This is a genomic window from Brevundimonas sp. ABV4_179 (genome assembly GCF_056311945.1).
Map to the genome: position 1 here is coordinate 2,850,590 of NZ_CM149976.1, position 23,354 is coordinate 2,873,943.

Here is a 23,354-nt window from a genome sequence, read left to right on the forward strand (position 1 = left end):
GGCTTAGCGATTCAGGCTGAGGTGGTTGATCAGGTCGGTGCGCGTGATCAGGCCGACGAACTTTTCGCCGTCCAGCACGATGGCCACGCGGTCGCGGTCGAAGACGGGGATCAGGGCGTCCAGCGGCTCCTTCACCTGAACCGTGTCCAGATCGCGCGTCATGGCCGAGGACACCGGCTTGGCGAACCGCTCCTTGCGCGTGATCTCGTCGGTGTTCATGACCTGGATCAGATCGCTTTCGTCCAGGATGCCGACCAGACGGCCGTCCTCTATGATCGGCAGTTGCGACACGTCCGCGCCCTTCATCCGCTTGAAGGCGGTGTCCAGGGTGTCGCCGGGGCCGGCGACGACCACGTCGCCCTTGTCGTATTTGCGGTTGATCAGGTCCGACAGGTCGCCGTGGATTTCCCGCTCGCCCAGACCCTGATCCGCCAGCCAGGCGTCGTTATAGACCTTGGACAGATATTTGGCGCCTGTGTCGCAGACGAATGTGACGCAGGTCTTGGCCTCGGTCTGCTCTCGGCACCAGCGCACGGCGGCGGCGATCAGGGTGCCCGACGACGACCCCGCCAGAATCCCTTCCTTCAGCAACAGTTCGCGCGCCGTGGCGATGGCCTCGACGTCAGGGATGGAATAGGCCCTGTCGATCAAGCTCATGTCCGCCGTGTCGGGCACGAAATTCTGACCAATGCCTTCAACGGTATAGCCGCCCTCCGGCCCCGGCACGCCGTCGTTGACGATGCCCGCCAGGGTCGAACCGACCGGATCGGCCAGGATGATCTCGGCCTTGGAGCCGACGCTTTTCAGATACCGGGCCGTGCCGGTGATGGTGCCGCCCGAACCGATGCCGGCGACGAAGGCGTCGATGTCGCCGCCCGTCTGTTCCCAAATCTCCGGCCCTGTCGTCTTCACATGGGCCTCGGCGTTCGATTGGTTGGCGAACTGATTGACGTAATAGGCGCCGGGGATGGCCTGCGACAGGCGCTCGGCCATATCGGTGTAATATTCCGGGTGGCCGTGCGGGACATCCGAACGCGTCAGGCGAACATCGGCGCCCATAGCCCTGAGATGCTGGATCTTTTCCTTGGACATCTTGTCCGGGATGACCAGAAGCACCTTATATCCCCTTGCGCGGCCGACCAGCGTCAGAGCCAGGCCCGTATTGCCGGCCGTCGCCTCGACGATGGTTCCACCTTCCTTCAGCCAGCCTTCCCGTTCGGCGGCGTCCAGCATCTCGATCGCGATCCGGTCCTTGATCGAGCCGCCGGGGTTCTGGGACTCCAGCTTGAGCAGCAGGCGGCATTTCCCGGTGTCGATCTTCGTCACCTCCACCATCGGCGTCTTGCCGATCAGATCCAGCGGCGACGATACGGTCGCGCTCAGGGCGGGGGCGTTGAGGGACATCGAAGACTCCATTCGGGATCGGCGGAAGCTGAAGCCCCACATCCACCCGGTCAAATCACGCAAGATTTGACCCAAACGCGCGGTTCCGCGCTACGTAAAGACCTAATGACCAAATCATCCAAGAGACCGCCCGCCGGTCTCCCCGACAAAGACACCCTCGTCGCCTTCCTGCGCGAGGCCGGATCGGCCGAGAAGACCGATATCGCGCGCCACTTCGGACTGAAGGGCGGCGACCGCCGGGCCCTGCGCGAAATGATCCGCGAGCTTGAAGCCGAAGGCCGGCTGGGCAAGCGCGGCCGCAAGGGCTTTTCCGAAGCCGGCGCCCTGCCCCCCGTCGGCGTCGCCGATGTGATCGAGCGTGACGGCGACGGCGAACTGCACGTGCGCCTGGTCGAGGCCAGCCCCGACGCCCCCCACGCCCTGCTGATCCCCGACAAGACCAAGGCCGCCCCCGGCCTGGGCGACCGACTGCTGGTCAAGTTCCAGCGCGGCGCCGAAGGCTGGGAAGCCCGCCTGATCAAGAAGTTGGATATCGGCATAAACCGCGTCCTGGGCGTCATCCGCAAATCGGCGCGCGAAACCCGCGTGGAGCCGGTCGACCGCCGCTCCAAGGACGTCCTGCTGGTGCCCCAGGCCCAGTCCGGGAGCTTACGCGACGGCGATCTGGTCCTGGCCGCCATCGAAAAGGGCGACCACCGCTATGGCCCCAAGCGCGGCAAGATCCTGGAGCATATCGGCAAGGAGGACGATCCTCGCGCCGCCTCACTGATCGCCATCTACGCCCACAGCATCCCCACCGGCTTCTCCGAGGCGGTCGAGCGCGAAGCCGAGGATCAGGAACTGCCGACGCTGAAGGGCCGCGAGGACCTGCGCGAGGTTCCCTTCATCACCATCGACCCCGCCGATGCGCGCGACCATGACGACGCGGTCTATGCGGTGCGCGACGAAGATCCAAAGAACCCTAGCGGCTGGATCGTCTGGGTCGCCATCGCAGACGTCGCCGCCTATGTCCGCCCCGGCTCTCAACTGGACCGCGAGGCGCGCGAAAAAGGCAACTCGACCTATTTCCCCGACCGCGTGGAGCCGATGCTGCCGGAGGTGCTGTCGAACGGCCTGTGCAGCCTGAAGGAGGGCGAGAACCGCGCCTGCCTGGCCGTGCGGATGGTCTTCGACAAGGATGGCCGCAAGACGGGCCACAGGTTCGTGCGCGGCCTGATGCGGTCGCACGCCAAACTGTCTTACGAACAGGCCCAGGCCGCCATTGATGGCCAGACCGACGACACGACCGGCCCGATCATGGAGGCCATCCTCTATCCGCTGTGGAACGCCTATCACGCCATGCTGAAGGGTCGCCTCAAGCGCAGCCCCCTGCAGATCGAATCCGCCGAACGCCGCATCCGCATGGCGCCGGACGGCGGCATCGCCTCTATCGAGAAGCGCACCTCGCTGGAGGCGCACCGGCTGATCGAGGAGATGATGATCCAGGCCAACGTCTGCGCCGCCGAGACGCTGGAGCAGAAGAAGACCCCGCTCATTTACCGCATCCACGACGCGCCCAGTCAGGAGAAGATCTTCAATCTGGCCGACTTCCTGTCGACCATCGGCAAGCCGTGGAACAAGGGCGAGCCGGGCACGACCAAACGGTTCAACAAGCTGCTGGACGAGACGCGCGACACCGAACACGCCGATGTCGTCAACGAGGTCGTGCTGCGCACCCAGATGCAGGCGATCTACAGCCCCGAGAACGTGGGCCACTTCGGCCTGAACCTGGACCGCTACGCCCACTTCACCTCGCCGATCCGACGTTACTCCGATCTGATCGTGCACCGGGGCCTGATCCGCGCTCTGAACCTGGGCAAGGATGGGCTGACCGACCGCGAAATCGCCGAACTGCCCGCCATCGCCGAACAGGTGACGACGACCGAGCGCCGCTCGATGGCCGCCGAACGCGACGCCATGGACCGCTATATCGCCGCCTTCCTTGAGGAGCATATCGGCGCGACCTTCGCCGGGCGCATCACCGGCGTCACCCGCTTCGGCCTGTTCATCCGACTGGAGGACACGGGCGCGGATGGTCTGGTCCCGGTCTCGACGTTGGGCAGCGAATATTTCACCCACGACGACCGCGCCCACGCCCTGGTCGGCGAACGCACCGGCAAGCGCTTCACCCTGGGCCGGATGGTCGAGGTCAAGCTGCGCGAGGCCACGCCCGTCACCGGCGGTCTGGTCTTCGAGATGCTCAGCGAACCGGAACCTCGCGATCCCAACGCTGCGGCCCCGCGCTATGGCGTGCGCGGGCGGGGCGGCGACGGCCCGCCGATGCGCGGCAAGAACCGCCCCGGCGGCCCCAAGCCCCGCAACGGCGCCAAGCCGTCCGGCGGCCTGAAAGGCGTCCGCAAGGGCAAGCGGAAGTGACCCCAACATCCGCTCATCCCGGCGAAAGCCGGGACCCAGGTCTGCGGGCGAAGAGCGCTGGTCGCGAGACACAAACGCCAATCCCGACCGCCGGTGCGAACGAAAGCACTGGGTCCCGGGTTTCGCCGGGATGAGCGGGATGAAGGATCAGCCTTTCGACGCCGCACTCGCTCGCCTGAACGCAGCCGAGCGCGAACTGCTGATCCTTCTTGGGCAGGGCCACACGGCCAAGTCCATCGCCGTCCTGAAGGGGCTGTCCGAACTGGCGGTGAACGAACGTTTCCGGTCCGCACGACGCAAGACCGGCATCGGCTCCAGTCGTGAAATCGCCCGCCTGTTGGTCGCCCAAGAAAATCGTGACGATTTAATCGATCTGGCGCCGCTCCCGACAGACGCCTCAAAGCCTCCGCGTCCCGACGCGCCGCCTCTGGGCCGCGCGTTCCTCACCCGACGTTGGAGACCGATCATGATCACCGCCGCCCTGCTCGCCGCCAGCCTGCTGTCTTATGAGACCGCGAAGTCGCCCACTGAGCCGAATCCGGCGCCGACAACCTTGTCTGCCCAGAACGCGCCGGAACGCCAGACGCGCCCTGATCCGGAAGTCCTTGAGGCCGAGGTGGCGAACGGCCCTCGAGACGCAGCCTGGTCGCCACGAGCCGAACAGGCGCTTTCACAGGGCTATCACGATGTATCCGCCTTCGACGAAGACATTACGTCCGTAAAGGTCACCTGCGCGTCTACCCTCTGCGAGGTGTCGGGCGAAACCCGTCCGAACCTTTCGAACGCGGACCGCGACCGACTGATGGCCGCCTTCCTGACACTGCGACCGTCGGACGAAAAGATTCGCCTGACATCGGTCACTCATCGCTTCGGCTACCGGCCCGACGAGCAGGAAGCGGGGACCTATGTCGCGTACTGGCGGCGCAGAGACTGACGTCCGCCGGGAGGTCAGGCGGCTTGCCCCATCTTTCGTCCCGGTTCATTGATCGGGCATGTCTGCCGCCCCCTTCGACGCCACTCAGGACCTGGCCGACGCGCCGCGCGTGACAGGCGTGCGGCAGAGGCCCAAGGACGCTGCGACCCTGATCCTGACGCGGGGCGGGTCGCGGCCCGAGGTGCTGATGGGGCGTCGCGCGCCCGGTCATGTGTTCATGGCGTCGAAATGGGTGTTTCCGGGCGGGCGGATCGACCGCAGCGACTTCACCGCCGCCTCGACGGGCGATCTGTCGTCCGACGTCGCGCGGAGGCTGGAGATCGAGTTGCCCGCGCGCCGCGCGCGAGCCCTGGCCCTGACCGCCGTGCGCGAGACATTCGAGGAGACGGGTCTGATCCTGGGTCGGCCCGCGCCGTCAGCCAGCGTCGCCGGACCGTGGCGCGAGTATCGGCAGGCGGGCGCCCTGCCCGATCTGTCGGTCCTGTCCTATATCGCGCGCGCCATCACCCCGCCTGGCCGCGCACGTCGGTTCGACGCGCGTTTCTTCATGGCGCAGGCCGAGGCCCTGCTGACGCCCGAGCCGACGGCGGGATCGGGCGAACTGGACGAGATCGCCTGGCTGCCGCTGGATCAGGCGCGCGCGCTGGACCTGCCGGCCATCACCCGATTCGTGCTGGGAGAGTTGGCCGAACGATTGACGCAGCCGAACCGTCCCCTGCCCTTCGTGCGTATGGCGCACGGACAGCACCGCGTCGAACACAGGGACTGACCCCATGGCCGCCGCCATCACCCTGCGCCTGACCATCGCCGCCCCGGTCGCGGGCGTCGCCTACAGCCTGCAAGACAAGGCCAATATGCCGGTGGGGGCGCGCATCGCCGGCGACGGCCCGATCAGTTTCGACGCGCCGATCACCCTGTCCGACGACGGCCGCCTGACCGGCCCCTTCGTGCGGCGCGAGGGGTCGACGCGGCGGTTCGTCTATATCGCCATCGGAACCTCGGCTGGTCAGCACGCCAGCGAATGGAGCCGCCGCGCCAAGATCGACGTTCACGACATTTCCGCCGATATGCTGACCCAGGCGCGTCAGGGACGTGTGCTGGAGATCATCCTGCCCGGCCGCGCCCGGAACGGCGGCCCGGCCTGCGCCACGGTGCGGCCGCTTCAGGCCTGGCGCGCCATCTGACCTTAGTCCGCGATCGGCTTGCTCAGGTCGAACTCGACGCGGAAATGGCGGTTGGGGCGGCGCAGTTCATAGGCGAACATCCGGTCGGGATAGACCTCCATCGCCCAGACATTGGTGGTCGAGACCGCCGCGTCATTGGCGTTGAACAGAGCGACAGATTCGGCGTCCACCGGGAACTCCTGCCGCTCGGCCGTGCCGGCGTTGGCCGTGTCGCCGCCGTACCAGTGCAGCACGTCGGTTGTTCCGTCGGCGTGCCGATGGTCGTGCTTCAGCCGCAGACCGGCGCCCATCTTCGTCACGACCCAGGTCCGCGAACGATCCGCCCCCACGGCGAAGGGAATGCGCACCTCGTCCGACGAACAGTCGCGGACGTGCATGATCAGCCGCTCGCTGGCGAACCTGGCGTCGGCGGCGTCGGTGGTGACGACACGGCCTTCGAATCGCTGGCCGCACAGGGCGTTCAACCGCGCCAGGAAATCGTGCTGCGCCGGCGCGGGAGACGCGGCCGCCACGCCGGCGGACGCGAGGGAGATCAGGGCCGCAGCGGCCAGCAGGGATGCGATTTTCATGCGGTCAGACTATATGTGCGCCCCGCCCCATCAACGCGTCATCGCGCCCGTTGACTTTGGGGCGATCCTGAGTATGTTCCGCGCCTCTTATTTTAAGCGGCTTTCGCCGTCGCAGAGGTAATTCCGATGGCCAAACCGGCTTCCATCAAGATCCGCCTGAACTCCACGGCCGACACCGGCTTCTTCTACGTCACCAAGAAGAACGCCCGCACCATGACCGAGAAGATGGTCGTCAAGAAGTACGACCCCGTCGTGCGTAAGCACGTCGAGTTCAAGGAAGGCAAGATCAAGTAAGCACTTGATCGGCTGAAAATCGAGGACGCCCGGCTGGTCTCCAGCCGGGCGTTTTTCGTTGTCGGGGCCTGACCTCAGGCCGCGCGGGCGATCACCCGATTGCGGCCGGCGGCCTTGGCCTCATAGACCCCTTCATCGGCGCGTTTCAGCAGACCTTCGGGCGTGTCGCCGTCGCCGACCGTGGCGGCCACGCCGATCGAGATGGTGATGGTGATCTGCTCCTTGCCGCCCATGACCCGGAACGGGGCGGAGGCGACATCGCGGCGGATGCGTTCGGCGACACGGCCCGCGTCCTCCAGACTAGCGCCCGGCATGACGACGACGAACTCCTCGCCGCCCATGCGGCACGGCAGATCCACGGCGCGGACGTTGGTGGCCAGGCGCACGGCGAACTCGACCAGCACCTCGTCGCCGGCATCGTGGCCGAAGCCGTCGTTGACCGACTTGAAGTGGTCGATGTCCAGGACCAGCACCGCCACCTGGGCGCCGCCCTGGGCCGCACGGCCTACCAGGGCCTGCAGCTGGCCGGTCATGTAGCGCCGGTTATGCAGGCCGGTCAGGGCGTCCGTGACGGCCATCTCCATGCTGCTGTCCAGCTTATGACGCAGGAAGTCGGTGTAGCGTTTGCGGCGGATCTGGGTGCGGACCCGCGCCGACAGTTCCTCGGTGTCGATTGGGCGCGGCAGGATGTCGGCGGCGCCCAGCTCCAACGCCTTGACCATGCGCGGCCGTTCGGCTGCATCGACTATGGCCAGGATCGGCGCTCGGCGGGCGTCGCCCGACTTGGCCTGGGCCACGATCCGCAGACCGTCGAAGCTGGTCGCCGCCACATTGACGATGATCAGGTCCAACACGCCGCGCGCCGCCGCCAGGGCCGCATCCGGGTTGGATTCGATGGTGACGCGGTGTTCCGAACCCAGTTCATGTGCGATCTTCTCGGCCTGTCGCAGGTCATCGTCCACGATCAGCACGCGGCCGCCCTCGCTGCGCAGCCGGGTCGCTCCGTCAGAATCGACGCCCAGGCGCCGGCCGCTTTCCTCGCGCTCGCGCAGTTCGTCCATCACCTGTTTCAGCCGGGTCAGCGACTTGACCCGCGCGAACAGGATCACGTCGTCGATGGGTTTGGTCAGGAAGTCGTCGGCGCCCGCCTCCAGCCCGCGAATACGGTCCTGACGCCCGTCCAGGGCGGTGACCAGCACGACCGGGATGTGGCGGGTCGCAGCCTCAGCCTTCAGCCGTCGGCAGGTCTCGAACCCGTCCATGCCGGGCATCATGACGTCCAGCAGGATCAGGTCCGGCTGATGCTCAGCCGCCAGAGCCAAGGCCGTGACCCCGTCGTTGCAGGTCAGGGCGTCGTAATATTCAACCGTCAGCTTGGCTTCCAGCAGGCGGACGTTCACGTCCACGTCGTCGACCACGAGGATGCGCGCGCTCATCCCAGGTGCTGCCGGATTGTGTCGAGGAAATGCATGACCGAGATCGGCTTGGAGATATAGGCCTCGCAGCCGCCCTGGCGGATCCGCTCCTCATCGCCCTTCATAGCGAAGGCGGTCACGGCGATGACGGGGATGTGGTTCAGTTCCTCGTCGTCCTTCAGCCATTTGGTGACTTCCAGCCCCGAGATTTCCGGCAGCTGGATGTCCATCAGGATCAGGTCGGGGTGATGGGCGCGGGCCAGGGCGAGCGCCTGCAGCCCTTCACGGGTCTGCAGGGTCTCATAGCCCTGGGAATCGAGCAGATCATGAAACAGCTTCATGTTCAGCTCGTTATCCTCGACGATGAGGACTTTCTTGGACATCATCACCTGACCTGCGCGCCCCTCTGACGCGGGACGCCTCGTTGGTCGCATTCGTAGGCGGGCAGTCTTAAGTTGGGGTGAAGCCAAACTTACGGAGACCTTAAGCGTGGCCATGAAGGCCATATGTCGCGACTGCCTTTGGACCGGCGAAGACCCCGCCGGGCCGCCGGATGGCCGATGTCCGGCGTGCGGATCGCGACGGATTGTCGCCGATCCCGAACTGGACCAGCTGTCCATCGCCCACATGGATTGCGACGCCTTCTACGCCTCGGTCGAGAAGCGCGACCGGCCGGAACTGCGTGACAAGCCGGTTATCGTCGGCGGAGGCAAGCGCGGCGTTGTGTCCACCGCCTGCTATGTCGCGCGCCAGTACGGCGTCGGCTCGGCCATGCCGATGTTCAAGGCGCTGAAGGCCTGCCCGGAGGCCGTGGTCATCCGGCCCGACTTCACGAAATACGTCTTCGAATCCCAACGTATCCTGGGCGCCTTGGGACAACTGACGCCGCTGATCCAGCCGCTGTCGCTGGACGAGGCCTGGGTCGATCTGTCGGGAACCGAACGACTGAACGGCGGGCCGCCCGCGCTGCAGTTGATCCGGTTTCAGAAGCGGATTGAGGAGGCGACCGGCCTGACCGTGTCCATCGGCCTGGCGCCCAACCGCTTCCTGGCCAAGATGGCGTCGGAGATGGATAAGCCGCGCGGCTTCTCCGTCGTGGGGACGGCGAATGCGCAAAGCCTGCTGGCGCCCCGCCCCGTCACCGCCCTGCCCGGCGTCGGCCCGGTGTTCGGCAAGGCGTTGCGCAGCGACGGCTATTCCACCATCGGCGACCTGGCGCGGGCGGACGTGCGCGATCTGGTCAAACGCTACGGCGAATCGGGTTTGCGCCTGCACGACCTGGCCCACGCCCGCGACGCCCGCGCCGTGAACCCCGAGCGGGACCGCAAGGGGATGAGCGCCGAGACCACCTTCAACGAAGACCTGACGTCGGCCGAGGCGCTGGAGGCCGAGCTGTGGCCGCTGTGCGAGAAGCTGGCGTCCAAGGCCCGCCGCGACGGGGTGGCCAGTCGTGTCCTGGTGCTGAAGCTGCGGCGCGCGGATTTCAAGATCGTGACCCGCCGCATCACCCTGCCCGATCCGGTCCAGACCGCGCGCGCCCTGTTCGCCGCCGGGCGGGACCTGTTGAAACCGGAACTGGGCCGCCCCTATCGCCTGATCGGCATCGGCATGGCCGATGTTCAGGACGCGGAGGACGCGCCCGCCGGCCTGTTCCAGACACCCGAGACCCGCGCCCTGAAGACCGAACGCGCCATCGACGTGCTGCGTGAGAAGTTCGGCAAGGACGCCGTGGTGGCGGGGCGGGCGCTGAAGGGGTGAAGAGATCCCCGCCTCGTCATTCTCGGGCTTGACCCGAGGACCGGGGTTTCCGCCGCATTGCGCCCGAACTGACGCACAGTCCGTCCAACATCCGATCCTCGGGTCAAGCCCGAGGATGACGGAGGAAGAGGCGGAAAAAACGTGCACTCCCCGGTCCCATCGGCTCAAATGCCGTCATGGATCTCGCCAAACGCGCCTATGACCACGGCTTTCGCCTGGACCCGATCGTCCGCAGCCTGCTGGACACCGACTTCTACAAGCTGCTGATGCTGCAGATGATCTGGCGCGAGCATCGCGACGGGCCGGTCACCTTCCAGGTCATCAACCGCACCAAGACCGTGCGTCTGGCCGAAGAAGTCGACATCGCGGCCCTGCGCGAACAGTTGGATCACGCCCGCACCCTGCGCTTCACCAACAAGGAGTTGGTCTGGCTGGCGGGCAACAGCTTCTATGGGGTGAAGCAGATCTTCTCGCCGGATTTCATCGCATGGCTGACCGACTACCAATTGCCGGAATACGATCTGTCGGTTCAGGATGGTCAGTATGTGCTGACCTTCTCCGGCGCCTGGGCCGAGGTGACGCTGTGGGAAATCCCGGCGCTGGCCATCCTGAACGAGTTGCGCTGCCGGGTCGGGATGCAGCGGCTGGGTCGCTTCGAACTGGACATCCTGTATTCGCGCGCCAAGACCCGGCTTTGGTCCAAGGTGGAGCGGTTGCGGCTCCTGCCCGATCTTGCCCTTTCGGACTTCGGCACCCGGCGACGGCACGGTTTCCTGTGGCAACGCTGGTGCATTCAGGCCCTGAAGGAGGGTCTGGGCCGGTCCTTCATCGGCACATCGAACGTGCTGCACGCCATGGAGAACGATCTGGAGGCCATCGGCACCAATGGCCACGAGCTGCCGATGGTGCTGGCCGCCCTGGCGCCCGACGACGCGGCCTTGGCCCAGGTCCCTTACGCCGTGCTGGACGAGTGGCGCAGACATTATGCGGGCAATCTGCTGATCGTCCTGCCCGACGCCTTCGGCACCGAGGCCTTTCTGGATCAGGCGCCGGAATGGGTGGCCGACTGGACCGGCTTCCGTCCCGATTCCGCCCCGCCCATTCCCGCCGGCGAGCGGTTGATCGGCTGGTGGACAGCGCATGGGCGCGATCCGAAGGAGAAGCTGCTGATCTTCTCGGACGGCATGGACATCGACAGCATCGAGGCGACCCACGCGCACTTCCACGGTCGCGCCCGTCTCAGCTTCGGCTGGGGCACCAATCTGACCAATGACTTCCGCGACTGCTCGCCCGCCTTCGCGCCTGAACTGGAGCCTATTTCTCTGGTCTGCAAGGTGGCCGAGGCCGGGGGGCGACCCGCTGTCAAACTGTCGGACAATCCTGAAAAAGCCGTGGGCGATCCGGCCGAGATCGAACGCTATCGCCGCGTCTTCGGCGTGCGCGGCGTAACGGCGCAACCTGTCACCGTCTGAAACCCGACCTTAAGGCGGCTGTGGGATAAGGCCGGTCATGAGAGCCTTCATCGACAAGATGCGCCGCCGCGCCGGCCGCTATCTGGACGTCCGCCCCGTCGATATCCGACCGGCGCGCGGGGTTCTGAGCCTGTCGTTCGATGACATCCCCGCCAGCGCCTGGACAGAGGCCGGACCCATTCTGGCCCAGCATGGCGTCAAGGCGACCTATTATGTGTGCGGCGGTCTGGCGGGCGGGCGGAACCTGGACCTGCCTCAGTTCGAGGTCGAGCATCTGCAGGCCCTGCACGCGGCGGGGCATGAGGTCGGCTGCCATACCTACGAACACGTCTCGACCCTGACCCTGTCGCCGGCCGAACTGGACGCCAGCCTGGCGCGCAACGCCGCCTGGGTGGCCGAGCGGCTGAATGGTTATGAAATGCAGACCTTCGCCTATCCGTTCGGCGACTGCGCGCGGACGGCCAAGCCAGTGATCGACCGCCGGTTCCTGTGCGGACGCGGGGTGCGCGATGGCGTCAACACAGGAACTGCGGACCGTAATCTGTTGCAGGCCATCGGTCTCGAGAGCCGCCGCCTGCCGGGCTATGATCTGGAGAAACTGATAGAGCAGACGGCGGAGTCAAAGAGTTGGCTGATCGCCTATGGCCATGACGTCAGCGACGCCCCGACGCCCTATGGATGCCGGCTAGAGGACATCGATCGTCTGATCCGCCTGGCCAAGGCGGCAAACCTGGACATTCAGCCGGTTGCGGCGGCATGGCGGCTGGCGACGACCTGAATCGCTGAACTGAGGCCGCGCCGCAGGCCGGTCAGCCTTTTCCTCGCCTTCTCAACAGCCCGATGGACCATTCCCCCAGTCCGAGCACCACAGCGGCCGCCAGCGCGACCAAGGCAATCTGGCCGTGTGACCATCCCAGAAACACCGTGGCCAGCGGGTGTTCGCCTTGGGTCGGCGCATCGAACACCCAATGCACGTCTCGGCCCCGCACGCCGGCCCCGGTCACGACCTGTTCACCCCCTAATCGGTCGGCCATCACCGGCCTTATGACGGCGTTCAGCAGGACGCCGACGAACAGCGGGCCGATAAGCCAGAGATTGGCCGACAGGACCTTGGGGCGTCGTGGCTTCAGGGTCAGGCGACGCCTCCGGCCTTGCGCCGATCCGCCCAGGCGATCAGCTCTTTCCTCGGCCAGATCATCAACCACGACCGCGCGGTGTATTCGCCACTGTCGATCAGCGCCTTCCTCGACGGCGAAGCTGTACCTGCCCGTTCGGTGTGGATCGGCGCCGGGCCCTGATGCACCATGAAGGCGCCGCCGTTCAGAGGGTTCAGTCGCAGGTGGGCCAGACGCGGGCTGATCTCGGTCAGGGGCGGATCGTAGAACCAGCTGGAGCCGATCATGCCCGCGAGTTCGGGGCGCGCGCGGCACAGTTCGGCCGCCGTGGCCCAGGCCGCATTCCAGCCCTCCTCGTTGAAGCCGCGCAGCCAGCGGCTTTCGGTATGCACCTCCAGCCACGGCTCCCTCTTCGCCCCCGCCGCAAGATATCGGAACAGCGGCTTCAGACCCCAGCCCTGGCGCACATGGGTGATGATCTGGCCCGGCCCAACCGGCGAGCTCAGGTCGATCACCTGACTTTTGGCCGCAGGCACGCTGAGCGCCAGCGAGAACCGCACATCCTTGGACCAGTGATCGAACTCATAATCGCCCTCGGCCTTGCTAAGGAAGGCCGCCAACTGGTCGACCCAATACGGATAGAGGGCCATCACCTCGGCAGGCAGGCTCATCGTCCGCACACGGTCGGGCAGTTGCAGCGTCCACGCCGCCACCAGCCCGCGTCGCACGTCGTTGGACGCATCCGCCCCCAGCACCTGATCGACCGCCTTGGCTGGCGCCTCGAAATCCCAGTGCGGCGCGGCCTCCGCGGCCTTGGCGGCGGCGGGCGCCAAGGCCGCGTCCACACGGGCGTGGTCCTCGGGAGAGAGCCTGTCCAGCACGGCCTGGAAGGCGGCGACATCGGGCGTCAGGTGCATATCCATGTTCGCCAACGTCGCACACAGCAGTTGGCGAACCTTTAAAGCCCGCCGAACGGGTGACGCCGCCCTTGCCGCACGCTAAACCCGCGACCAGATAAAAGGAGCCCCCATGACCGTTGAAGCCCGCATCGCCGAACTCGGCATTACCCTTCCGGAACCGGCCAAGCCGGTCGCCAGCTATGTGTCCTTCGTCCGCTCCGGCAACCAGATCACCATTTCGGGCCAGCTGTCGAACGACGCCAATGGCGGGATCAAGGGCACGGTCGGCGTCGATGTGACCCCGGAACAGGCTGTCGTGGCCGCCCGCCTGTGCGGCATCAACCTGATCGCCCAGATCAAGGCCGCCGTCGATGGCGACCTGGAGCGCGTCGTCCGCATCGTCAAACTGGGCGCCTTCGTGCAGGCGGGTCCTGAGTTCGAAGCCATCCCCGCCGTCATCAACGGCTGCTCGGACCTGATGGTCCAGGTCTTTGGCGAGGCCGGCAAACACGCTCGTTCGGCCGTGGGGGTCTATAAGCTGCCGCTGGGCTTCGCTGTCGAGATCGACGCGATCGTGGAGATCCGCTGATCTTTCAAATCTCGGTTCACGACGGGATCGCCGACATCGGCCGCGAGGCCTGGGACGCCTGCGCGCGTCCGACCGGCGATCCTTTCGTGTCCTACGACTTCCTGCACGCCTGCGAGGCGTCCGACAGCGCCACGCCGCGCCAGGGCTGGGCCCCGCGACATCTGGCGCTGCGCGATGGCGACAACGCGGTGCTGGGCGTGACGCCCCTCTATCTGAAGGGCGACAGCCAGGGCGAATATGTCTTCGACCACAGCTGGGCCGACGCCTATGAGCGGGCCGGCGGCCGTTACTATCCCAAGCTGCTGTGCGCCGTGCCGTTCACGCCCGCGACCGGACCGCGCTTCCTGAACCACCCGGACGCCGACGCCGCGACCGTGCGCCAGGCCCTGCTGCAAGGCGCCCTGACGCTGGTGGAAAGGCTGGGCGTCTCGTCCCTGCACGTCAACTTCCCCACCGCGCCGGAGTGGGAGGCCATGACCCAAGCCGGCCTGCTGCCGCGCCAGGACATCCAGTTCATCTGGCGCAACGAGGGCTATCAAACCTTCGACGACTTCCTGGCCGCCCTGTCGTCCAATCGCCGCAAGTCGATCCGGCGCGAGCGGCGCGAGGCCCAGGCGTGTCTCGATATCCGCATCCTGACCGGCGCCCAGATCGAACCTGCCCATTGGGACGCCTTCTTCGCCTTCTATATGGACACCGGCTCGCGAAAATGGGGTCGGCCCTATCTGACGCGCGACTTCTTCGACCGCATCGGGGCGACGATGGCCGACCGGATCGCCCTGGTCATGGCGTTTCGCGACGGCGCGCCCATCGCCGGCGCCCTGAACTTCATCGGTCGCGACGCCCTCTATGGCCGTCAGTGGGGAGCGCTTGAGGACGTGCCCTTCCTGCATTTCGAGCTGTGCTACTATCAGGCCATCGACTTCGCCATTTCACGGGGCCTGTCCCGCGTCGAGGCGGGCGCGCAAGGCGAACACAAGATCGCGCGCGGCTATCTGCCCTCCCCCGTCTATTCCGCCCATTTCATCGCCGACCCCGCCCTGCGCGACCCCGTCGCCCGCTATCTGGAGCGCGAAGGTCCGGCGGTCGAGGAACAGAGGGTCGCGATGACGGCCGAATTGTCGCCGTTCAAACAGGCCTAGCGGTCAGCTGATCCAGCTCTCTTCGCAGCGGCTATTTCGCCATCCCTTGAGCGTTCGAGTATAGAAGCAGGTCTGGCCCCCGCCGCCCAGCATGATCCACTCCTGACCGACCGACAGCGCTGCGCGTGTTCTGAACAGCGAATAGGTCGGGGGTTCGACAGAAAACCACGGGTGAAAATCTCCGATAGGATACCCCTGATCGACGCCCGGCTCAGGAAGTCCAAAAGAGCGCCAATCGCAGTTCGCCTTCGCCTCCAGACGCATGCCGCCGGCCACGCCCTCCGGCGAAAATTCCTTCAAAGCCTGAGCCATCAAGGCGCAGTCATCAGCCGTGACACGGCCTACCCTGACGACCGGGACGGTGAAACCCGCCCAGAGCGACGCAAAAACCACCAAGATCGCTGCTGCAATGGCCGTGGGCTTGATCCACCTGTCGGACGAATCAAGCCTTCCCCGCCACATCAGATCGAAAGCCACCCAGGCGACAGTCGTCACCAGCCCCAAGCCGGCCATCCATCGATAGATCGAGGCGCGGTTGTCGATATTCAGACGAATCATCAACTCCGCAGACACGAAGGCGCAGATCATCAGGACTGTCGCCGCCGACGAATAGGCGCCTATGCGGCTGGGAGATCGCTTCGAAACCCAGTCGTAGGTCCGGTCTGCCGCCAAAAGGCAGATCGCGAAGATGACCAGGAAGATCACGTCGCCATTAAATCGGAAACCCTGAAACCAGACGGCTATGACGATGACAAGAACGGCCAAGACCGACGCTGCCACGATCAAGGCCCTCACGACCTTCAGGTTCATTGCACACCCCCCACCCCCACCCACCAAGTTCCACAACAATCTGGGAAACAAAAAAAGCCCGGACGGCGACGTCCGGGCCTGTCCTTTCGTTGCCTGCTGGCGATCAGGCCGTTTCTTCTTCCTCCTCAGACTTCGCCGGGGCGCCCGAGGGGCTGGCGATGTCGAAGTCGATCTTGCCGTCTTTGAGCTGGACCTTGACGTGTCCGCCGCGCGTCAGGCGGCCGAACAGGATGTCGTCGGCCAGCGGCTTCTTGATCGAGTCCTGGATGACCCGCGCCAGCGGACGAGCGCCGTACAGTTCGTCGAAGCCGTTCTTGGCCAGCCAGTCGGCGGCCTCGTCAGTCAGTTCGATGGTGATGTTGCGGTCCGCCAGCTGGGCTTCCAGCTGCAGCACGAACTTGGTCACCACCGAGCGGATCGTATCGGCGCCCAGCGACTTGAAGGCCACGATCGCGTCCAGGCGGTTCCTGAACTCCGGCGCGAATAGGCGCTGGATGGCCTTGTCGTCCTCGCCCTCGACCTTGCCCCGACCGAAGCCGATGGAGGCGCGAGCGTTGTCGGCGGCGCCGGCGTTGGTGGTCATGATCAAGATGACGTTCCTGAAATCGACCTTCTTGCCGACCGCATCGGTCAGCATCCCGTTGTCCATCACCTGCAGCAGGATGTTGTAGACGTCCGGGTGCGCCTTCTCGATCTCATCCAGCAGGATGACGGCGTGCGGATGCTGGTCCACGGCGTCCGTCAGCAGGCCGCCCTGGTCATGACCGACATAGCCCGGAGGCGCGCCGATCAGGCGGCTGACCGTGTGACGCTCCATATATTCGGACATGTCGAACCGCTGCATCTCGATGCCCAAAGTGGCGGCGAGTTGCTTGGCCACCTCGGTCTTGCCCACGCCGGTCGGGCCGCTGAACAGGAAGCTGCCGATCGGCTTGTTCGGGTCGCGCAGACCCGCCCGCGCCAGCTTCATCGCCGCCGAAACCTGTTCGATGGCCTGTTCCTGACCGAAGACGACGCGCTTCAGATCGGTCTCCAGCTCGCGCAGGCTTTCGGTGTCGGACTTGGACACCGACTTGGCGGGGATGCGGGCCATCTTGGCGATGACGGCCTCGACCTCCTTCTGGCCGATGACCTTCTTGCGCTTGGATTCGGTCAGCAGCATCTGGCCGGCGCCCGCCTCGTCGATCACGTCGATCGCCTTGTCCGGCAGTTTGCGGTCGGTCATGTAGCGGGCCGACAGCTCGACCGCCGTGCGGATCGCGCTGTCAGTGTAGCGGACCTTGTGGTGCTGCTCGTAATAGGTCTTCAGACCCTTCAAGATCTTCACCGTATCCTCGACCGTCGGCTCGTTGACGTCGATCTTCTGGAAGCGACGCACCAGGGCGCGGTCCTTCTCGAAGTGCTGGCGATACTCCTTGTAGGTCGTTGACCCCATGCAGCGCAGCGTGCCCGACGCCAGGGCCGGCTTCAGCAGGTTGGACGCATCCATCGCCCCGCCCGAGGTCGCGCCCGCGCCGATCACCGTGTGGATCTCGTCGATGAACAGGACCGCGTTCTCGTGGTTCTCCAGCTCCTTGACGACCTGCTTAAGCCGCTCCTCGAAGTCGCCGCGATAGCGAGTGCCGGCCAGCAGCGCGCCCATGTCGAGCGAATAGATGGTGGCGTCCTTCAGGACGTCCGGCACCTCGCCGTTGACGATCTTGCGGGCCAGGCCTTCGGCGATGGCGGTCTTGCCGACGCCAGGATCGCCGACCAGCAGCGGATTGTTCTTGGTCCGGCGGCACAGGATCTGGATCGAGCGTTCGACCTCGGCCTGGCGACCGATCAGCGGATCGACCTTGCCCTGACGCGACTTCTCGTTGAGGTCGACGCAATAGGCTTCCAGCGCCTCGCCGCCCTGTTTGACGGCCGACTGGTCCTCGGCCTCTTCGGGCGAGGCCCCCTTGGCAGGTTTGGCCTCGGAGGCGCCGGCCTTCTTGGCGATGCCGTGGGCGATGAAGTTGACCGCGTCATAGCGCGTCATGTCCTGCTCCTGCAGGAAATAGGCGGCGTGGCTTTCCCGCTCGGAGAAGATGGCGACCAGCACGTTCGCGCCGGACACCTCTTCGCGGCCCGACGACTGGACGTGGATCACCGCGCGCTGGATCACGCGCTGGAAGCCGGCGGTCGGCTTTGCGTCCTCGCCATCGGCCGTGGCCAGGGCGGCCAGGTCGTTGTCGACATAGAGGGTCAGGGCCGCCTTGAGCGCGTTCAGATCGACATTGCAGGCGCCCATGACGCCGGACGCATCCGGGTCGTCGATCAGCGCCAGCAGCAGATGCTCCAGCGTGGCGTATTCATGCCTGCGCGCATTGGCGTATCCCACCGCGCGGTGCAGGGTTTCTTCGAGAGGACGGGAAAATGAAGGCATCGGGAGGCTCCTCTCAGTCCTTTTCCATCGTGCATTGCAGAGGGTGCTGGTGGCGACGCGCCGTCTCGATGACCTGCGCGACCTTGGTCTCGGCGACCTCATAGGTGAAGACGCCGCAGACCCCCACGCCATGCTGGTGCACATGCAGCATGATGCGGGTCGCTTCCTCGCGGCTCTTCTGGAAGAACCGCTCCAGCACATAGACGACGAACTCCATCGGCGAATAATCGTCGTTCAGGATCAGCACCCGATACAGCGAGGGCTTCTGAAGTTTCGGCTTGGTTTCGGTGACGACGGCGGTTCCTTGACCGCCGCCCGTCTCGCCGGGCCTTTGTATGGGCATTCGTGTTCCGTAATCGGGGAGTCGTCTTGGCTAACAGATAGGGAATGATGGCCTGATTTGAAGCGGCGTCCAGTCACGGATTGCGTGAATGGCAAATCACGGATGCCGAACGAAAAAAGGCCCCGGAGCGAACTCCGGGGCCTTTTCGATCTACAGGGTCGCTGCGACTTAGCGTGCGGCCTGGAAGCTTTCGACCGAGGCGGTGACGCGCTCGTTGAGCGGCTTCAGGCTGTCCTTGACCGTGGCGGCGACGATCTCGTTCGTCTTGGTCATTTCGGCGACGTAGCGTTCCATGGACTTCTTGGCCCAGGCGGTCTGCAGTTCGAAGAACTCCTGCACCGAGCGGGCGGTCGACAGTTCCTTGGAGGCGGCGACGCCGTCTTCCCAGGAGGTCTTGGCGAAGCCCAGAGCCTGTTGCGACAGGGCCTCGGCGCCCTTTTGGGCGACGGTGGCCGACTCGACCATGGCGTCCAGGTTCTTCTTGCCGTGGGCGTTCAGCTCGCCCAGCGAGGCGACCGACTTGTCGATGCCTTCGCGGAAGGCCTGGGTTCCGGCGGCCTGCAGGGTCTCGGCCTGGGCCTTGACCCTGGCGCCGGCCGAAGCGGTGGCGGCGGCGGCTTGATCGGCGGTCTTCTTCATCGTCTCGGCGGCGTCGGCCATGATCGTCTCTCCGGTGTTTGCCCGCCCGGGGGCGGCGGTGCGGAAAATCTGACGCGAGGCGAACCCTCGCAGAACCACAATATGCTGCAAGTGCGAAAGGAATGCAAGGCCGCATTGTGCGCTGCACAATGTGATCGCCGATAAGCTGATAGGCATAACCCCGATAGACGGTTCAAATTCGCGTTGACGGGCGGTTAACCACCATGAAACCCCAGGTTCCTATGCTAACCCTTTCGTCGCGTCGGCCGGGGGGCCTGCCGCACCCTGCTCGCCAAGGGCTTGATTACCAAAGGGTTGTATCACCCATGATCGCCTTCCTCCGCCGCGGCCTTTTCGCCCTCCTGGCCGCCTCGCTGGTGCTGGGCGTCAATGTCCGCCCGATCGTGGCCCAGTCTCAGGAAAGCAGTCGCTATGCCGCCATCGTGATCGATGCGGCGACCGGAGAGGTGCTGTTCGCGCGTCATGCCGACAGCCGTCGCTACCCGGCGTCCCTGACCAAGATGATGACCCTGTATCTGACGTTCGAAGCGCTGTCGCAGGGCAAGGCGAACCTGAACGACGTATTGACCATCTCGCCGCGCGCTGCATCCCAGCCGCCATCGAAACTGGGTCTGGCGGCGGGTCAGACCATCACCCTGGACAACGCCATGCGCGCCACCGCCGTCCGATCGGCCAACGACATGGCCTTGGCCATCGGGGAGCATATCGGCGGGTCCGAGGCGCGCTTCACCAATATGATGACGATGAAGGCGGAACAGCTGGGCATGACCCAGACCCGCTATGTCACCGCCAACGGCCTGCCCGATGCGCGCCAGCTGACCTCGGCGCGTGACCAAGCCATCCTGGCGCGGGCCATCATGCGCGACTTCCCTCAGTATTACAGCTACTTCGGTCTGCACGACTGGGCCTATAACGGCCGCAACTATCGCAACACCAACGGCCTGCTGCCGACGGGACGCGGCTATGACGGGATGAAGACCGGCTACACCAACGCCTCGGGCTACAATCTGGCGGCCTCGGCGGTGCGCGACGGGCGTCGCCTCATCACCATCGTCCTGGGCGGTCGTTCGACGGCCAGCCGCAACGCCCATGTCGCCGAACTGATGGACACCGGATTCGAGGTCGAGCGCCGGCGGGCGCAGGGCGAACGGATCCAGGTCGCCCAGACATTCTTCGAGCAGCGCGGCTTCGGCGTGGGCGGGGAGTCCGCGACCGGCGACGCGCCCATCGCTTACGCCTCGATCCGCGACGACGAGGATGGCGAGGCCCCAGGCTCCACCGCCGTCGCCTATACGGCCGCCCCAGCGCCGGCCGTTCCGCCGACCCGCGTAACGCCGGCGCCGTCCGAACGCGCGGCCAGCCAGCGCGCGGCGGCGACCGTCCAGGCCGCCGGTCAGGCCGCCGCGACGAATGCGCGCGCGCCGCATAACGTCACCGCCTCCTTGAACGGCGCGCCGGCGAGCGCGACCATCGCCCCTTCGACCACGCCGCGTCGCGCCACGCCCCCGGCGCCTGCACGGGAATCGGCGCGCACGGCCGCCCGCGCGCCCGCCGGACGCTGGGCCGTTCAGGTCGGCGCCTTTCGCGACGAGAAAGTCGCCAACGACTGGCTGACTGAGCTGAATCGTCGCTTCCGCGCCCAGTTCGCCAGCGCCGAGCGCAACGTCCAGACCGCCGGCGACTGGTATCGTTCGCGCTTCACCGGCCTGACGGAGACGGCCGCCAAGGGCGCCTGCGAGGCCCTGGCCGAACGGCGCGTGACCTGCATGGTCATCGGCCCCGACTGATCCATACGAACGAGCAGGGACAAATGTTCTTGCTTTGTTCCGATTGATGAAGCATCATCCTTCCCATGGAAACCGCCAAGGGAAGAGGCGCGCGTTCGAATGCCACCGGCCGCTACGAACCTGAGCAGCACCTGTCGTTCGACGACGGCTGGACGCGCGACGACGCCGAGGCCGCGCCCCTGCGCACCACCCTCACGCCGGAACACGCTCGCACGATCATCGCCCGGAACGACAGCCCGGACATCGGATTCGACCGCTCCATCAACCCGTACAAAGGTTGCGAACATGGCTGCATCTACTGTTACGCCCGTCCGTCCCATGCCTGGATGGGCCTATCCCCGGGCCTGGATTTCGAGAGCCGCATCTTCTTCAAGCCCCAGGCCGCACGTCTGCTGGAACAGGCCTTCCTCGCACCCCGATACCGATGCAAGCGAATCCACATAGGCGGCAACACAGACCCCTATCAGCCGATCGAGCGTGAACTGGGATCGACCCGTTCGATCCTGGAGGTGATGCAGCGGTTCAACCATCCGTTCAGCATCATCACCAAGTCGGTGCTGATCGGGCGCGACGCCGACATCCTGGGACCGATGGGCAAGGCGGGCCTGGCCTCGGCCTTCGTCTCCATCACCACCCTGGATCGCGGACTGGCCCGCGCGATGGAGCCGCGCGCCTCCACCCCCGCCAAACGGCTGGAGGCCATTTCCAGATTGGCCGAGGCGGGCTGTCCGGTCGGCGTGGGGTTCGCTCCGGTCATTCCCGGCCTGAACGACCACGAATTGGAATCGATTCTCGAAGCTGCCGCCAAGGCGGGCGCGACGCGCGCCATGTATGTGACGCTGCGCCTCCCGCTCGAGATCAAGGATCTGTTCCGCGAATGGCTGGCCGACGCCCGCCCGGATCGGGCCGCGCGGGTCATGTCGCTGATCCGGCAGACGCGGGGCGGAAAGGATTATGACGCCGACTGGTCTCAGCGGATGAAGGGCACGGGCCCGGTCGCCGAACTGATCGGCGCGCGCTTCAAGGCGGCGGTCAAACGCTATGGTCTGGATACGCCTCACCGTCTGCTGGACGAGACGCAGTTCCGTGTGCCCGCCGACGCCCGCCCGCAGATGGATTTGTTCGACCTGCCGCAGGCCGCCCCCGAAGTCAGGATTGCCTAAAGGCCACGCTTGGGTTTAGCGTCCCTCGTCCTTGGGGAATGGCATGATCAAACGTCTATCGACGCTCGTCGGCACGGCCGCTCTTCTTGCCGGCTGCGTCACCGTGGAGGTGCCCGAGGGCCAGTTCTTCTATCCTGACGCGCGTGTGAGGGCCGAGAAGATGGTTCTGACGCCCGGCCCCGCGGTGGCGGGCGGCGAGACCCTGTCCCTGCCCTATTCCGGCGGGGCGGTCGCCGCGACGCGGGTCAGGACCGGCCGGCCGGATGCGCCCTTGATTCTGTACTGCGGCGGCAACCTGTTTCGGCGCGGCGTCAACGGGGCGGCGGTCTCGCGCGAACTTGCGCCGTTCGGCGACGTGCTGATGTTCGACTATCCCGGATCGGGCGACACGCCGGGTCAAGCCGATTTCGCCAGCTACCGCGCCGCCGGAGAGGTCATCGCGGCCAGCGCCCGCGCCCAGGCTGATGCGGAGGGACGCCGGCTGATCGCCTGGGGCCACTCGCTGGGCGGTCCGGTGTGCGCGGATGCCGCACGCCTCATTCGCGCCGACGCCGTCGTGCTGGAGGCCACGACGCCGACCGCCCGCGCGGCCGTGGACCAGATGCTGGGGCTGTGGCGGCCCCTGATCCGCGTCCAGATGGCCGACACCCTGGCCGCCATCGACGTGCCGGCCACGCTGGACGGCTATCTGGGGCGGGTCGTGGTGCTGGAGGCCGGGCGCGACCAGACCCTGCCGCCCGCGCTGAGCCGCAACCTGGCCAGGGATTTGGAGGCGCGCGGTGTGGATGTCCGGCGCCTGGTCTTCCCGCGCGCCGACCATGGCGACATTCCCGACCAGCCCGACTTCGCCGGTCGGGTCGCGGCCGCTTTGAACTAGGTTCAATAGGACTACAGAGTCGTTGCTCGACACGTTCAGCGCCGTAGCGTGCCCCGCTGATTCCAGGTTCGTCCTACGGACGCCCCGGACTGACGGTTTAGGGCCGAATATCGC

General features: G+C 66.1%; 23 protein-coding genes. 13 read left to right on the top strand and 10 right to left on the bottom strand.

Annotated elements, in window-relative coordinates:
* Positions 1-3: 3 nt before the first annotated feature.
* Positions 4-1,404 carry a pyridoxal-phosphate dependent enzyme gene (locus tag ACYX4P_RS13915; RefSeq protein ID WP_248119028.1) on the bottom strand — a complete coding sequence of 467 codons (1,401 nt, stop codon included), beginning with the start codon at positions 1,402-1,404 and terminating at the stop codon, positions 4-6.
* Positions 1,405-1,509: 105 nt separating this feature from the next.
* Here ACYX4P_RS13915 and rnr point away from each other — a divergent pair, with 105 nt between their 5' ends.
* The 4 genes from rnr to ACYX4P_RS13935 all read left to right on the top strand — a co-directional run bounded on the left by rnr (position 1,510) and on the right by ACYX4P_RS13935 (position 5,937).
* A complete protein-coding gene (rnr, locus tag ACYX4P_RS13920) occupies positions 1,510-3,819 on the top strand; it encodes a ribonuclease R (RefSeq protein ID WP_248119026.1) in 2,310 nt (769 codons plus the stop codon).
* 466 nt (positions 3,820-4,285) lie between these two features.
* Positions 4,286-4,753 carry a hypothetical protein gene (locus ACYX4P_RS13925; RefSeq protein WP_292046663.1) on the top strand — a complete coding sequence of 156 codons (468 nt, stop codon included), beginning with the start codon at positions 4,286-4,288 and terminating at the stop codon, positions 4,751-4,753.
* A 58-nt stretch (positions 4,754-4,811) separates the two neighbouring features.
* A complete protein-coding gene (locus ACYX4P_RS13930; protein ID WP_248119022.1) occupies positions 4,812-5,522 on the top strand; it encodes an NUDIX hydrolase in 711 nt (236 codons plus the stop codon).
* A gap of 4 nt (positions 5,523-5,526) precedes the next feature.
* The gene (locus tag ACYX4P_RS13935) at positions 5,527-5,937 is read left to right on the top strand and encodes a DUF5990 family protein (RefSeq protein WP_292046666.1); all 411 of its coding nucleotides are present in this window, start codon (positions 5,527-5,529) and stop codon (positions 5,935-5,937) included.
* 2 nt (positions 5,938-5,939) lie between these two features.
* Here the strand turns inward: ACYX4P_RS13935 and ACYX4P_RS13940 are convergent, their stop codons facing one another.
* Positions 5,940-6,506 carry a hypothetical protein gene (locus tag ACYX4P_RS13940; protein WP_248119017.1) on the bottom strand — a complete coding sequence of 189 codons (567 nt, stop codon included), beginning with the start codon at positions 6,504-6,506 and terminating at the stop codon, positions 5,940-5,942.
* A gap of 126 nt (positions 6,507-6,632) precedes the next feature.
* Here ACYX4P_RS13940 and rpmG point away from each other — a divergent pair, with 126 nt between their 5' ends.
* Entirely contained in the window at positions 6,633-6,800 is a 168-nt protein-coding gene (gene rpmG / locus ACYX4P_RS13945; protein WP_003164451.1) for a 50S ribosomal protein L33, read from the top strand.
* 74 nt (positions 6,801-6,874) lie between these two features.
* Here rpmG and ACYX4P_RS13950 read toward each other — a convergent pair whose 3' ends face one another.
* Both ACYX4P_RS13950 and ACYX4P_RS13955 read right to left on the bottom strand, forming a co-directional pair.
* Positions 6,875-8,236 (bottom strand): PleD family two-component system response regulator, encoded by a 1,362-nt coding sequence (locus tag ACYX4P_RS13950; protein WP_248119014.1) that lies wholly within the window; start codon positions 8,234-8,236, stop codon positions 6,875-6,877.
* Complete coding sequence (locus tag ACYX4P_RS13955) at positions 8,233-8,598, bottom strand: response regulator (protein WP_166622562.1); 366 nt, start codon at positions 8,596-8,598, stop codon at positions 8,233-8,235. Before ACYX4P_RS13955 ends, ACYX4P_RS13950 begins: the two co-directional genes overlap by 4 nt.
* A 112-nt stretch (positions 8,599-8,710) precedes the next feature.
* Here ACYX4P_RS13955 and ACYX4P_RS13960 point away from each other — a divergent pair, with 112 nt between their 5' ends.
* From ACYX4P_RS13960 to ACYX4P_RS13970, 3 genes are all read left to right on the top strand, one after another.
* Positions 8,711-9,973: a DNA polymerase IV gene (locus ACYX4P_RS13960; RefSeq protein ID WP_292046671.1), complete on the top strand. Its 1,263-nt coding sequence runs from the start codon at positions 8,711-8,713 to the stop codon at positions 9,971-9,973.
* 176 nt (positions 9,974-10,149) lie between these two features.
* Positions 10,150-11,445, top strand: coding sequence for a nicotinate phosphoribosyltransferase (pncB, locus tag ACYX4P_RS13965; RefSeq protein WP_248119012.1), 1,296 nt, complete (start codon positions 10,150-10,152; stop codon positions 11,443-11,445).
* Between the two features lie 37 nt (positions 11,446-11,482).
* Entirely contained in the window at positions 11,483-12,223 is a 741-nt protein-coding gene (locus tag ACYX4P_RS13970) for a polysaccharide deacetylase family protein (RefSeq protein ID WP_248119011.1), read from the top strand.
* A 31-nt stretch (positions 12,224-12,254) separates the two neighbouring features.
* Here the strand turns inward: ACYX4P_RS13970 and ACYX4P_RS13975 are convergent, their stop codons facing one another.
* Positions 12,255-12,650, bottom strand: coding sequence for a hypothetical protein (locus tag ACYX4P_RS13975; RefSeq protein WP_248119010.1), 396 nt, complete (start codon positions 12,648-12,650; stop codon positions 12,255-12,257).
* Positions 12,578-13,477, bottom strand: a complete 900-nt coding sequence (locus ACYX4P_RS13980; protein WP_476069828.1) for a hypothetical protein — start codon at positions 13,475-13,477, stop codon at positions 12,578-12,580. Before ACYX4P_RS13980 ends, ACYX4P_RS13975 begins: the two co-directional genes overlap by 73 nt.
* A 112-nt stretch (positions 13,478-13,589) precedes the next feature.
* Here ACYX4P_RS13980 and ACYX4P_RS13985 point away from each other — a divergent pair, with 112 nt between their 5' ends.
* Together ACYX4P_RS13985 and ACYX4P_RS13990 are read left to right on the top strand one after the other, a co-directional pair.
* Complete coding sequence (locus ACYX4P_RS13985) at positions 13,590-14,048, top strand: RidA family protein (RefSeq protein ID WP_248119008.1); 459 nt, start codon at positions 13,590-13,592, stop codon at positions 14,046-14,048.
* A gap of 8 nt (positions 14,049-14,056) precedes the next feature.
* Positions 14,057-15,190 (top strand): GNAT family N-acetyltransferase, encoded by a 1,134-nt coding sequence (locus ACYX4P_RS13990; protein WP_374323165.1) that lies wholly within the window; start codon positions 14,057-14,059, stop codon positions 15,188-15,190.
* A 3-nt stretch (positions 15,191-15,193) separates the two neighbouring features.
* Here ACYX4P_RS13990 and ACYX4P_RS13995 read toward each other — a convergent pair whose 3' ends face one another.
* From ACYX4P_RS13995 to ACYX4P_RS14010, 4 genes are all read right to left on the bottom strand, one after another.
* Entirely contained in the window at positions 15,194-16,000 is an 807-nt protein-coding gene (locus ACYX4P_RS13995) for a hypothetical protein (RefSeq protein WP_248119007.1), read from the bottom strand.
* A 103-nt stretch (positions 16,001-16,103) separates the two neighbouring features.
* Positions 16,104-18,410 (bottom strand): ATP-dependent Clp protease ATP-binding subunit ClpA, encoded by a 2,307-nt coding sequence (gene clpA, locus ACYX4P_RS14000; protein ID WP_248119006.1) that lies wholly within the window; start codon positions 18,408-18,410, stop codon positions 16,104-16,106.
* A gap of 13 nt (positions 18,411-18,423) precedes the next feature.
* Positions 18,424-18,753, bottom strand: coding sequence for an ATP-dependent Clp protease adapter ClpS (clpS, locus tag ACYX4P_RS14005; RefSeq protein WP_017504641.1), 330 nt, complete (start codon positions 18,751-18,753; stop codon positions 18,424-18,426).
* A gap of 168 nt (positions 18,754-18,921) precedes the next feature.
* Positions 18,922-19,413, bottom strand: coding sequence for a phasin family protein (locus ACYX4P_RS14010; RefSeq protein ID WP_248119005.1), 492 nt, complete (start codon positions 19,411-19,413; stop codon positions 18,922-18,924).
* Between the two features lie 305 nt (positions 19,414-19,718).
* Here ACYX4P_RS14010 and ACYX4P_RS14015 point away from each other — a divergent pair, with 305 nt between their 5' ends.
* The 3 genes from ACYX4P_RS14015 (at position 19,719) to ACYX4P_RS14025 (ending at position 23,240) form a co-directional block, all read left to right on the top strand.
* The gene (locus ACYX4P_RS14015) at positions 19,719-21,200 is read left to right on the top strand and encodes a D-alanyl-D-alanine carboxypeptidase (protein ID WP_248119004.1); all 1,482 of its coding nucleotides are present in this window, start codon (positions 19,719-19,721) and stop codon (positions 21,198-21,200) included.
* Positions 21,201-21,265: 65 nt separating this feature from the next.
* A complete protein-coding gene (locus tag ACYX4P_RS14020) occupies positions 21,266-22,363 on the top strand; it encodes a PA0069 family radical SAM protein (RefSeq protein ID WP_248119003.1) in 1,098 nt (365 codons plus the stop codon).
* A 43-nt stretch (positions 22,364-22,406) separates the two neighbouring features.
* Positions 22,407-23,240 carry an alpha/beta hydrolase gene (locus ACYX4P_RS14025; RefSeq protein WP_292046800.1) on the top strand — a complete coding sequence of 278 codons (834 nt, stop codon included), beginning with the start codon at positions 22,407-22,409 and terminating at the stop codon, positions 23,238-23,240.
* Positions 23,241-23,354: the final 114 nt, after the last annotated feature.